11 protein-coding genes and 1 pseudogene are annotated in these 12,239 nt (G+C 44.3%); 4 read left to right on the top strand and 8 right to left on the bottom strand.

Features of this window, described 5'->3' with window-relative positions; all coding sequences use genetic code 11:
- Positions 1-84: 84 nt before the first annotated feature.
- From AB4486_RS07200 to AB4486_RS07225, 6 genes and pseudogenes are all read right to left on the bottom strand, one after another.
- Positions 85-717 (bottom strand): esterase/lipase family protein, encoded by a 633-nt coding sequence (locus AB4486_RS07200; RefSeq protein ID WP_372103093.1) that lies wholly within the window; start codon positions 715-717, stop codon positions 85-87.
- Between the two features lie 134 nt (positions 718-851).
- Positions 852-1,051, bottom strand: a pseudogene (locus AB4486_RS07205) (AraC family transcriptional regulator); the annotation flags it as partial.
- 18 nt (positions 1,052-1,069) lie between these two features.
- Positions 1,070-1,645 carry a mechanosensitive ion channel family protein gene (locus AB4486_RS07210; RefSeq protein ID WP_017070158.1) on the bottom strand — a complete coding sequence of 192 codons (576 nt, stop codon included), beginning with the start codon at positions 1,643-1,645 and terminating at the stop codon, positions 1,070-1,072.
- Positions 1,645-2,580, bottom strand: a complete 936-nt coding sequence (locus AB4486_RS07215; RefSeq protein ID WP_017062015.1) for a CorA family divalent cation transporter — start codon at positions 2,578-2,580, stop codon at positions 1,645-1,647. Before AB4486_RS07215 ends, AB4486_RS07210 begins: the two co-directional genes overlap by 1 nt.
- 327 nt (positions 2,581-2,907) lie before the next feature.
- Positions 2,908-4,530, bottom strand: coding sequence for a phosphoethanolamine transferase (locus tag AB4486_RS07220; protein WP_372099532.1), 1,623 nt, complete (start codon positions 4,528-4,530; stop codon positions 2,908-2,910).
- Between the two features lie 232 nt (positions 4,531-4,762).
- On the bottom strand, positions 4,763-5,347 hold the full coding sequence (locus AB4486_RS07225; RefSeq protein ID WP_065584469.1) for a porin family protein: 585 nt from the start codon (positions 5,345-5,347) through the stop codon (positions 4,763-4,765).
- A gap of 192 nt (positions 5,348-5,539) precedes the next feature.
- Between AB4486_RS07225 and AB4486_RS07230 the strand changes: the two genes are divergently transcribed.
- Complete coding sequence (locus AB4486_RS07230) at positions 5,540-6,079, top strand: hydrolase (protein ID WP_017065162.1); 540 nt, start codon at positions 5,540-5,542, stop codon at positions 6,077-6,079.
- Here the strand turns inward: AB4486_RS07230 and AB4486_RS07235 are convergent.
- Together AB4486_RS07235 and AB4486_RS07240 are read right to left on the bottom strand one after the other, a co-directional pair.
- Positions 6,076-6,939 (bottom strand): MurR/RpiR family transcriptional regulator, encoded by an 864-nt coding sequence (locus tag AB4486_RS07235; RefSeq protein ID WP_372116831.1) that lies wholly within the window; start codon positions 6,937-6,939, stop codon positions 6,076-6,078. The genes AB4486_RS07230 and AB4486_RS07235 overlap by 4 nt on opposite strands.
- Before the next feature lie 117 nt (positions 6,940-7,056).
- The gene (locus AB4486_RS07240) at positions 7,057-8,331 is read right to left on the bottom strand and encodes an amino acid deaminase (protein ID WP_372116833.1); all 1,275 of its coding nucleotides are present in this window, start codon (positions 8,329-8,331) and stop codon (positions 7,057-7,059) included.
- Positions 8,332-8,507: 176 nt separating this feature from the next.
- Here AB4486_RS07240 and AB4486_RS07245 point away from each other — a divergent pair, with 176 nt between their 5' ends.
- The 3 genes from AB4486_RS07245 to AB4486_RS07255 all read left to right on the top strand — a co-directional run bounded on the left by AB4486_RS07245 (position 8,508) and on the right by AB4486_RS07255 (position 12,158).
- Entirely contained in the window at positions 8,508-9,941 is a 1,434-nt protein-coding gene (locus AB4486_RS07245) for an amidohydrolase family protein (RefSeq protein ID WP_017067118.1), read from the top strand.
- 103 nt (positions 9,942-10,044) lie between these two features.
- The gene (locus tag AB4486_RS07250; protein ID WP_017065166.1) at positions 10,045-10,437 is read left to right on the top strand and encodes a RidA family protein; all 393 of its coding nucleotides are present in this window, start codon (positions 10,045-10,047) and stop codon (positions 10,435-10,437) included.
- A 206-nt stretch (positions 10,438-10,643) separates the two neighbouring features.
- Entirely contained in the window at positions 10,644-12,158 is a 1,515-nt protein-coding gene (locus tag AB4486_RS07255) for a sodium:solute symporter family protein (RefSeq protein ID WP_048660497.1), read from the top strand.
- Positions 12,159-12,239: the final 81 nt, after the last annotated feature.

A 12,239-nucleotide genomic window follows, 5' to 3' on the forward strand; every position in this document is an offset into this window, starting at 1 on the left:
AGTGGTATTTTTGTTTTTGTCTTTCACATATAAGAGAACAGAGCTCGATACAGGAGTCAACGCGCAAAAGCTAATGGAAATAAGCTATGAAGCGTCCTTAAAAGCTCTGTGTTCGATGAACTGAGCCGACAGTGTTACGACTTCTTTGGAGTAGACGAGCGCCGTGTGGTTGAGTTTGAGGGCGTAAGTATCCGTTGCTCCTCTCAGGTTGGCGTCTTCGAGTGTGACTGTGCCATCGCCCGGGTTTCTTCCCAGAACAATACGTCCGACTCCGGCGTTGTAGGTACCTGTAATCACGCCAATCGGCACATCAATATCGTAGTCACCCAGGCCATCGCTTAAGATCATTTTGCTCGAACCAAATATAAAACCAAGCCCATGATTCGACAGTGTTTTGGCGATAGTTGCCCCATTGTGCGGCGTCCCTGCGGTAATAATGCAGGTGTCGGCAAAATTGGGCTGATAAAACTTAAAGTAGTGACGAATGAGTAAGCCACCGAGTGAGTGACCAAAGAAATAGACCTCATCGTATTCATTAAAGCGAGCATTCACGAAGCGATTGAGGCGTTTGGCTGCAGAAGGGAAACGCAGCGAGTTGTAGGCAAACTTGTGCGTTGTAAAGCCGCGTTTTTTGAAGTTTCTATCCAGATACTGCATGATCAACGCAGGCATATATAGACCATGAATTAAAACTATATGTTTGTTTTTATTATTCATTTTTGTCCTCCGTCTGATGATGTCCCCAGTATATTTAGTCGCAAATCTAAACTCAATAAAACTTGCTACGAATGGGGCACAAAAGACAGAGGTGTACGTTATAAACAGTGCGTTCGTCATAGAGAAAAGGTGGGTTAGTCAGATCTCACTCCACCATACACATCTATGGTTAATCCGCCTTGTTTGGCGTAAGTATTGGGTGTTAGACTTTTTACCTTATTGAAGCTTCTCTCTAATGTCCTTTATCGCCAAGTTTTGCAATCCATGTCGAACTAAGCTCTTTTAATATCTTACGAATCAGTTCACTGTGTCTATCTGTTTGACTTGCCGATATCTAAGGCACCAGTAGATCTTATGATTCTGAATTTTCAGTTTTGGTTAGCTCAGTATCACCTGCTTCACTTTTTGCTTCCGGTTCAACCAAAACTTTGATTACGCCTTTTTGTAGGATCAGGTTATTAGGGTAGGTGATAATGTTGCCCGAACTGTGTCGAAGAATAACATGGAACATGGTGATATCGATGATCACACCGCTGATGTCTTCGTCTTTCTCCGCGACTCTTACTCTGTCGCCAATGCGATAAGGGAAGACGAAAAATATTAGTACGCTGGCTGTGAGGTTACTTAGAATCGACCATTGCGCGAATAAAGCGACACCCAGCACCGCAAATATCGAAGACAAGAACAGAGAAATATCACCAAAACCCAAGTTAAGAACAATCGTAAACACAGCGATGAAGAGTAGAAACAGAACAATATTGAAACACTTAATCACGAACTGCTTTCGCTTCAATTCGACACGTTTATTTTCCGCTAATGTTTCTATCCAGTTCTTACCTAAGCGTTTGATCACCCAATACACAGTGATAAGAAGTAAACCTAAAACTACTTGTCTAAGCCACATATTGGATTGCAAAAACTCAACCATTAAATAAACCTCAATTTTTTCAAAATAACGACCTCTGCCGCTATGACCACGAGCAGCCCAACGCAAAATAGTGGAAATGCTATCGGGTTATCTGTTCCGGGTATCCCAGCGATATTGACACCCAGTAAACCGGTGAAAAACCCAGCAGGGAGGAAAATACCTGCAATGATAGAAAATAGGTACGTATTTCTATTCATTTTTTCAGCTTGTTGCTGACTTAGGCTCGCTAAAAATACATTAATTTGTTCGATGTAAAACTCAACAGACTCGTTAATTCTCAGGATGGTATCAAGGCTGTTCTTTATATGACTGTTGTGCTTACTCAATGGCGCAGGTAGGTCACTCATTAAATCTTCAAAAACGTATTTCTGTGGCTTCAAATAACGCCTTAGTCTGAGTAGCCTTGAATGTAGAGCGTTAATGGATCTTATGTCGATATTGGATGTAGATTCTAACTCGTCAATTAATAGTTCGACGGGTGCTAGGAAGGTTGAAATGCTGTGGTTGATTCCACGGATCATGCCCAACAACACATCAGGTAATGATGTAGGGCCTTGGTTTTGTTTGAGATCAGATATCAGATTACTGACCGCTTTTGAAGGAACTTTACGTGTCGATATTAAAGTGCCTTTGTACCATAAGATGCGTAGGCTAAGCATGTCGTCAGGGTTAGCACCTTCGTTTAGATTAATGCCTCGCAGAATCATCAAAAAACAGTCGTGGCCAAATTGTTCGAACCGAGGGCGGGTGTCATCGGTGAGTAATGAATCGATGATGGCATTTGGAACCGTATTACTGTGGAGCCATTCTCTCAAACCGTCAGCATCTCTTTGGCAGTGATACCAAGTTGATTGCTCGAATGAGGCTGGGCTGGTGGTGTGTTCATGTGCCACCCCCTCAGAAAATTGCCAGCTTGAAATTATGAAAGCGTCCATTCATTTGTCCTTAATGATATGACGTAAACATTGATATTATGCGCCATTCAGGCGCGGTATTGAACTGAGCTTAATCGTGGTAAGTTCAATGAGCGATGTGAGTGAGATGAAGTCTAATAAGACATGTTGGTCTTTGGAGTACGACGGACTCTTCCATTATTGTCTCTATTAAATGTAGCTCATTGTTTCGTCGTTATAAATTAGCACTCTGGCTCCATGTTAGCGACGAAAAAAAAGAAAAGACCGAGGTCTTTTCTTTTTAGGGGAAGTTGAGGAGAGCTTGTTCAGGCAACTCGAGTTTTCCGATGGTTTACATAAGCAAAAACACTACCGACACGCAGCAAAAATGTCTTGGTTTTCTCGGTATTCTTTGGTTTGTACATCCATTAGGCCGAGTAAAGAATCGAACAGGTTATCTTGGGAGAAGCTCTGTTCTTTGCCTGCCTTTCTTAAGCAGGTCTGGTTTATCCCTTTCTGCTCGGCGAAACCATCAGACATCCATAGGATCATAGGCACATGGGTTTGCTCTTTCGGTGCCAATGAATAAGGCATGCCGTGTAAGTAGATGCCATTTTCTCCCAATGATTCTCCGTGATCGGAAATGTACATCAGCGCGACATTGTACTTATCGGTGAGTTTCTCTAGTTTCTGAATAGCCTGTGATAGAAAGAAATCTGTGTACAAGATGGTGTTGTCGTAGGTGTTGACCACTTGCTCTTTGGTGCAGTTTTCGATATCAGAACGTGGGCAGTCTGGCACAAACTTCTTATGATCTTCTGGGTATCGCTCAAAGTAAGTTGGGCCGTGAGATCCGGAGATATGATAGAAAATGATGCTATCTTGTTTAAGATCTTGAGTATCTTGTTCGAAGTTCTCTAGCATGGCTGTGTCATAACACACATCGTTATTACACAGCGGGTCGCTGTCTTTGGCGACGAGAGTCATCTCTTTGATTCGATGTGCGACCGCCTTGTCTCCACCATCGTGCTCTCGCCAGATAGAGTGAATGCCCGCGCGGTTCATAATGTCGACTACGTTATCTTGGTTGTAGGCTTTATCACGATCGTAGTTGCTGCGATTCATGTTAGAAAACATACACGGCACAGAAACCGCAGTGGCTGTTCCGCATGACTGAACATCAGAGAAAAAGATCGGGTTATAGGGTTTGGTATGAGCATTGGTTTCTTTCTCATAGCCATAATATTGGTAGTTATATACACGTGCCGTTTCACCAAGAACAAACACCAATAAGGTTGGTTTTTCAGCTTGTTTAGCTTCTGGTTTTAGCTGCGCATCTAAGCCGATTTCTTGGTAAGGAATCGGTTCTTTGATGTAAGTATTGTTGATGTATTTTGCGGTTGAAGCGACGTATTCGGTCGGAATGATCATCTTTTTAAGATGAGAGTTATTACGACCAATCGATGCGTAATCTTTGTAAAACAACCCGGCAATGATGGCAATGACGATCAACGAAGAGAGCAATCCAATCGCCTTCCAAATAGCAAAATCTTTCCAAGATTCTTTTTCAAGATCCGTAAATAAAAGCAGCAGTGACGGGACTCCTCCCATCAGAACAAACCATAAAATAGAATAGCTGCTTAGGTAGCTAGCAGCCTCTCCGCTGTTGGTTTCGAAGACGTTTTCTATCATTCCATAGTCTACAAAAATGCCGTAGTTGAACATGCTGTAGCTGACTAAAGAGGAAGTAAGTAGTAACAAGATAAAAAAAGCTTTGGCGAATATCGGCCAGTTGAATACTTGAAAGATAAAGTTGAATGCGGCGAGAAAGAAAAATGGGATCGAGATGATAAACCCAATGCTTTCGGCTTGTGAGGCACTAAGAATATTGAACAGTTCGCGTGAGATAGGCAAGTTAATGACAAGCAGGTAATACACTGCCAAAACGAAAGGGAGTTTGTTTATCGACATGTTTAAGCGTGGTAGATTCATAGGTCTTGTCTTCCTGTGTCACTTATCCCTTTATTTTAGTCTCGCTACCAAGAAAGCTCTAATATCAATGCATAAAGCTCAAATAGAAGGCGCTGAGCGATAAACTGGCTAAAGTGAAATGACGCTAAGGTGTGTAGATACAAAAAATTTACTTTACTGAGTGACCTTCATGACAAGGTGGAACAGCAAAGTGAATTAGTATGTTCAGCTTATTCTATGTGGTTCAATCACATTAGAAGTTGTATGAACCACCGAAGCTAATGCTCTTGAAGGCAAGCGTGTGGTCACCAGCTGATATCTGAGAGTTCTTAAATTGGACCGTGTCGTCTACGCTTACTGCATCCGCTTGCGAGATTAAGCGTAGCGTTAGGTGTTCGATTGGCGTGTATTCAACACCTACACCAAAGTGGAAACCCGTACCGCTGTCATCAGCGTAACCAGCACTCTTATTTGCGTTTAGGTCAACAGAGCTTAAACCAGCCAATACGAATGGGCGGATTGTGTTGTCGAATGTGTAACCAAGATTTGCTGACAAAGAAACAGACGTCGGAGACAGCTTTTCAGCGCTATTTTTGTAGTTTGCGTAATCTGTGTAGCCAAGTTCAACACCTACGATACGGTTGAATTGGTAGCCGCCGTATAGGTTGTAGCCCATGCCATCTGAATCTAAGCTACCGTGACCGTCTGTGTCAGAATCTTGGTAGACACTAAGTCCGCCACCAATGTACGCACCGCCGTCAGTACCTGCTGCTAAAGCTGGAAGAGAAACTGCGCTGATTAAACCCAGTGCTAATGCTGATTTCGTTATCTTGTTCATCTTTGTTACTCACTCTTAAATGTCATGTCAGTATCAATAATTTTTATTTTGCGACCTTTCGACCGTTGGTGAGTATTATTCCGTAGTCTTGTATGTATTACTGTATGGCTTTGTAAGCTGAATCGTTACATAGTAGAAAAAATACACATCAGGTTGCTTAGTTAGTCAGGCTGTTTAAAACAAGGAATAAACATGCTAACGAAACAAAACACAGGTTTGGTGGTTGTGGACGTACAAGGCAAGCTCGCACGCCTTGTTGATGAGAGCGATACGCTGATTGCTAATTGCGGGAAGTTAGCTCAAGGAGCGCAGGTTTTGGGGCTGTCAATTATTCGTTTGGAGCAGAACCCAGAGAAGCTAGGTGCTACAGTCGACGAACTTAATGACTTGCTGAATGATGCAAAGCCGATACCTAAATTCACTTTCAACGCGTGTGATGAGCCCAAGTTTGTTGAGGCGGTTCAAGCCAAGGATGTAGAGACTTGGTTAGTGTGTGGTATTGAGGCTCATATTTGTGTTTATCAAACCGCAATGGGGTTGTTGGAACTTGGGTACAAGGTTCAGGTAGTTGGCGACTGTGTTAGCTCACGAACGGCACTCAACAAAGATCTGGCAATCCGTCGACTAATGGATGCTGGTATCCAAATCACAGGATTAGAAATGAGCTTATACGAGCTTGTGAAAGACTGCCGCGCGCGTGAATTTAAGCTCATTCTATCCTTGATTCGTTAATCACCGAGAGGCTGTCTATCGCCACCGCCTCGGTAAGAATCGAGCGCAACTTTCAAGCGACGCAGTTTGTCGCGCGAGCGGTTCTTGTGATTGACTGCGATTCCCATAGAAAGCACATCCACTAACGCCAACATAGCGTAGCGAGAAGCCGACGGCTTGTAGATGAAGTCGGTTTCCATATGCTTGATGGGTAACAAGATATCGGCAATCTTTGCCAGTGGTGTATCTTTTGGGGTAATCGCTATGATCTTAAGCCCGTACTGTTTCGCCAGCTCTGCAGTTTCGGTGATCACAGGCGTGAAACCGGTCGCGGAGATCATCACCATCACATCATTGGCGTCTGCTGTCGCGGCAACCATACGTGACATTAAGCCATCGTTGTACGACACCACGGGATAGCCCAAACGAAACAGTCGGTGTTGCAGTTCTTGAGAAGCGATGGTCGAGCCACCACCCATGCCAATAGCAATGATTTGTCTGGCGTTATGCAGCCAGCTGACTGCGGTTTCAACGTCTTGCTCTTTGAACAGAGTGCGGTTGATGTCTAGGCTCTGCTTGATCGATTCGTAGATACCTTGATAACCCGTTTGGTCAACAGGCTCGAGGATAAAGCGCTGGCCAACGGTTAGCGTCTGAGCCAACTTAATCTTCATATCACGTACGTTGTTACAGCCGATCGCCTTAGCAAAACGGGTAATGGTGGCTTCACTCACTTGAGCACCTTCAGCAAGTTCTGTGATGCTGGCATTGGCAGCAAAATCAATGTCGTCCATGATCAGCTTGGCGACTTTTTTCTCTGCATCGCGAAGAACAGGGAAACGCTCTGTTATCTGTGAAATGATATCTACTTCTAAACTCAAGAATCCTGATCCTTTGTTGATGGGGCTATTTGCTAATACCTAGTCATTGGTCGCTAAAGCTTAGCCCCGTTAGTATATCTTATTGTTTCGCTGATTCTAGCTTATCGAGAATTCGATTTAGAAACAGGTTTCCACCCAGTTTATTACCTGATGGTCGTCATCGCTGATGGCAATGTAGCGCCACTTATCGAAGGTTAAACACGGGTGTGAGGTTGAGAAGGCAATCATGTCTCCTACTTCAATCTCAGAAGAGCCGTCAGTTTCAACAAAAGTATGCTGATCCATCACGGAGGTAGCAGTCAGCCCTTTCACTGAGATCGCTTCGCCGTTGCGATAGCCGCGTTCGGCAATAGGTAAACCCGCATCAAAGGCCACATCACGCTTGCCTAACCCAACCACTAATTTGGTCGGTTCTGGGCGAGAGATTACATACGCCCATACTTCAAGTGCCGATTCCAGATCTCCACCCAATTCACACGCGTAACCTTGGTTTGCTTGGGCACGCTGCAACACTTTGCTTTGTGCGTCTAGGTAAATGCCTGTGTCGTGAATGGCATAGCAGCCCGGGCGGATGATCGCCAAGTAATCGGTTAGGTTCGCCAAACATTCTGCAACCACGTCATACCAAGCAGAACCAGCGCCCGTGATGATAGGTTGCCCTGCAATTAGGCCATCTGACGCGAGGCTTTCGACCGAGGTGAGCGCGTGATTTAAGAAGGTACGAATGTCTTGTTCTGCATTGTCACCGTGAATCACACCTTCATATACCTCAATACCTGCCAGCGAAAGGGCAGGTGTGTCTTGTATGGTTTGAGCCAGTTCTAGAACTTCTTGTGGTGAACGACAACCACAGCGACCGCCCGGTACACCAAATTCGATCAGTACTTTTAGTGTCTGTTTTGTATTAGAGAAATATTGGTTAAGTTGCTGCACGTTTACCGAAGAATCCACACAACAGTAAAAGTCGATATCAAACTCACTGATCAACTGTTCAACGATCGCCATGTTGGTTTTACCCACCAATTGGTTAGCCATGATGATGCGTTTTGCACCCGCCATAGCGGCAACTTCTGCCTGTGCAGGCGTTGCTACTGTAATACCCCAAGCGCCATTTTCTAGTTGTTGGCGGAAAAAAGCAGGTGTCATTGATGTTTTGCCATGTGGCGACAATTTAACCTGATGGTGATCGGCGAATGATTGCATCCAATTCAGGTTATTGGTTAAGGCGGATTGTTTGATAATTGCTACCGGGAGCGAAATATCTTCATCAACCAGTCGGTAAATACCGTTCTCAGATTGTGATATTGCTCTCCCTTTTTGGCCTTTTTCAGTCAAGATGAAACTATCTTTTTGATACTTTATAACATCTTTTTGTGCAGGGTTATGTTTCATTGCTGATTCCTAACATTATTTAAGTGGTTGTTATTTAATGTTTAAATATATCTGTAATGTGTTTTGTGATAGAAACTATCACACAAATTAAAATATTATGTGTGTTTTGTCACTGAAAATAATCGGCTGGATTTCTAATATAGCTCCATCAACAAAGTGGATTGAGAGAGTGAGAAATGTTGTTCGATACGATAATTAAAAATGTAGAGGTGTTTGATGGCACCGGCGAACAATCGTTTTGTGCCGATGTAGCAATCCGAGATGGAAAAATCGCCGAAATTGGCAAAATCGATCATGAAGATTGCAGCCAGTTGGTTGAGGGAGCAGGCTTAGCATTGGCTCCTGGATTCATCGATGTACACACACACGACGATACCAATGTTATTCGTTACCCTGACTGCCTACCAAAGATCAGCCAAGGTGTGACAACCGTGATTGTTGGTAACTGCGGTATCAGTGCATCACCTACAGTTTTGGCCGGCGACCCACCAGACCCAATGAACCTTTTAGGCGCGCAGGTTGATTTCAAATACCCAACCTTTGCCGCGTATGCACAAGCAGTGGAGCAGGCGCAACCAGCGGTGAACGTAGCAGCGTTAGTTGGCCACACCACACTGCGTAACCAAGTGATGGACGACCTACAACGCACCGCAAGCGAAGAAGAAATTGCAGCAATGCAAAGCAACCTTGATTTAGCAATGGAGCAGGGCGCATTAGGCTTGAGTTCTGGTTTGGCTTACGCAAGTGCGAAGCAAGCCAACGCGAATGAGGTGATGCAGTTAGCCAAAGTGCTGTCTAGCCATGGCGGCATCTATACCACGCATATGCGTACCGAATTTGAAGAGATCTTAAGCGCGATGGAAGAGGCGTTTGAGACAGGCCAATACGCGAAAGTACCGGTTGTTATCTCTCACCTTAAATGTGCAGGTGCAGGCAACTGGGGCAGAACTGTTGAAGTGCTTGATTTGATGGACAAGGTTTCAGAGCACCAAGATGTGTCTTGCGACTGCTATCCATACTCAGCGAGCTCTTCGACATTAGATCTGAAACAGGTGACAGACGATTTCGACATCTTCATCACTTGGTCTAAAGCAAAGCCTGAACATGCAGGCAAAACGCTTAAGCAGATTGCTGATGAGATGAACCTACCACTGATGGACGCAGCAAAAGCGCTTCAACCAGCCGGTGCGGTTTACCACTGCATGGATGAGAACGACGTAAAGCGCGTATTGAAATACAAGCTGACCATGGTTGGTTCTGATGGTTTACCAAATGACCCGCATCCACATCCAAGATTGTGGGGCACTTTCCCGAAAGTCTTAGGCCACTACTGCCGAGATGAAAAACTGTTTGCGCTGCCAGAAGCGATTCACAAAATGACCGGAATGTCTGCGAAGCGCTACAACCTCGCGGGAAGAGGTGAGATTCGCCAAGACGCATTTGCCGATTTAGTTTTATTTGATCCAAAGAATATTAAAGACACAGCAACATTTGAAAATCCTATGTCAGTTGCTGAGGGAATCGAAAGTGTATTTGTAAATGGTGAGTTAACTTACCAAAAAGGAAAAGTGAAAAATAATCGTTCAGGCGTTTTTATTTACCGTAATTAGAATTTAATTATTTTATTAGATATACAGTAATAAGAAAACGACGAATTAATTTAAATATATTGGAACAGAACCAATATTATCTATAAAGAAGTGGAGTTAAAAAATGACTATTAAACGTTACGGTGTTGAAGGCGGTACAGGTACAGGCGGACAACATTTACCATTTGCACGCGCAACTGAAGCGGGTGGTTTCCTATACGTTTCTGGCCAGACACCGATGACAGATGGTGAAGTGGTAGAGGGTGGCATTGTTGACCAGTCTCGCCTAGCGATCCAAAACTGTGTCGATATCATGACTGAAGCGGGCTACGGCCTAGAAGACGTAATGCACGTAAAGGTTGTGCTAACGGATTCTCGTTACTTCCAATCTTTTAATAAGGTATTCAAAGAGTTCTTCGGTGCTAACCCACCGGCTCGTATCTGCATGGTCTGTGACCTAGTGGTAGACGTGAAGGTTGAAGTAGATGTGACTTGCTACCGCGCGGATCGCGTTTAGTAATAACCTAATCACAATTACCTACTTAGAGAGTATTAGGGGTTAGTCATCACTGTTATTATCCTTTAATACTCTCACCCTACATTTATAAAAATTACTTTAATTAAAATAGATAAAATCAATAAAGTAATTATATGAAATATAAAAATGAATGAATCATAAATAAAGTTCAAGAATGAACTCAATATTTCACTGAGAGGTGTCAAATGAACAGCACACTTTTTCTTACAGGCTTCGGCGTGTACGTATGTTTTCTAATTTGGTTAGGCTGGTTTGTCTCGCGTAATCAAAAATCTGGCGAAGATTTCTTATTAGGCGGCCGTGGCCTGCCATTATTCTTAGTACTTGGTACAACGGTTGCGACTATGGTCGGCACGGGTTCAAGTATGGGCGCGGTTGGCTTCGGCTACGCAAATGGCTGGGCAGGTGCTCTGTACGGAATTGGCGGTGCTGTGGGCATCCTATTGCTTGCACTTTGGTTTGCTCCGGTTCGTAAACTGAACTTCATGACCATGAGTGAAGAGCTGGCTTATTACGTTGGCGCTAACCGAATCGTAAAAAACGTGGTTGGCCTACTTATCTTTATCGCGTCAATCGGTTGGTTAGGTGCGCACATTCTAGGTGGCGGCATGTACCTAGCGTGGATTGCAGACATCGACCTTAACCTTGCGAAAATTATTATTGCTGCAGCTTTCACTATCTACGTTGTTATCGGTGGTTACACAGCAGTTGTATGGACCGATACGATTCAAGCAATCATCCTTTTTGCTGGCTTCATCCTAATGGCGGTAATGTCTGTTGATCACATTGGTGGCATGGATAACCTTTACGCTGCGATGGACCCTGCTGCTACAAGCTTTTTAGCAATCGATAAACTGGGCATTCTGCCTGCTGTTTCTCTGGCTGTGGTTATCGGTGTGGGCGTACTTGCAACACCTTCATTCCGTCAGCGTATCTACTCTGGTAAAGATGTTTCAACTATCCGTCGCTCATTTGTCGCTTCTGGTGTGTTGTACCTTTTCTTCTCTATTATTCCAGCAATCATTGGTATGGCTGCGCACGCAATCGACCCATCATTGGATAACCCGAACTACTCGTTCCCATACGTAGCTGCAACGGTTCTTCCAGTTGGCGTAGGCATGATTGTTCTTATCGCAGGTCTATCAGCAACCATGTCGAGTGCAAGCTCAGATGCGATTGCCGGTGTATCTATCCTACTGCGTGACGTGTACGTGATGTTCACAGGCCGCGTACCAAACAAAGAATCAATGTTGAACTACTCTCGTCTAGCTTTGGTTGTGGTGATTGGCTTCGCACTACTGTTCGCACTGACGTCAAACGACATCATTGGCTACATCACTAAGATGATTTCAACGGTTATGTCGGGCATGTTTGTGTGCGGTATGTTGGGTAAATTCTGGAAACGCTACAACTGGCAAGGTGCGCTTGCAACACTAGCGGGTGCTTCTGTAGCTTCATTCGTAGTAATGTTAAACGCTGACTACACAGCCTTCTGGGGCAACCCAGTTATCCCATCATGTCTGTTTGCTCTAACGGCAGGTGTGGTTGTGAGCCTAGTGACTCCGGCTAACCAAGTAACACCTGAAATGGCAAAAGCGATTCTTGATGACGAGCGTGCTCTGATGGAGATGGAAATGTCTGAGACTGGCGTACTTGAAGAAGAAGCGGCACCTCAACGTCCTGCAAATCAAACAAGCTAAACCTAGTCTCCACAACTGGTTTGCTTAATTCAGGCCCTGCTTAGTGGCAGGGCCTTCTCCCACATATATCTCTCTATTTTA

Source organism: Vibrio sp. 10N.222.55.C6, from assembly GCF_041473395.1.
In the GTDB taxonomy this organism is placed as follows: domain Bacteria; phylum Pseudomonadota; class Gammaproteobacteria; order Enterobacterales; family Vibrionaceae; genus Vibrio; species Vibrio crassostreae_C.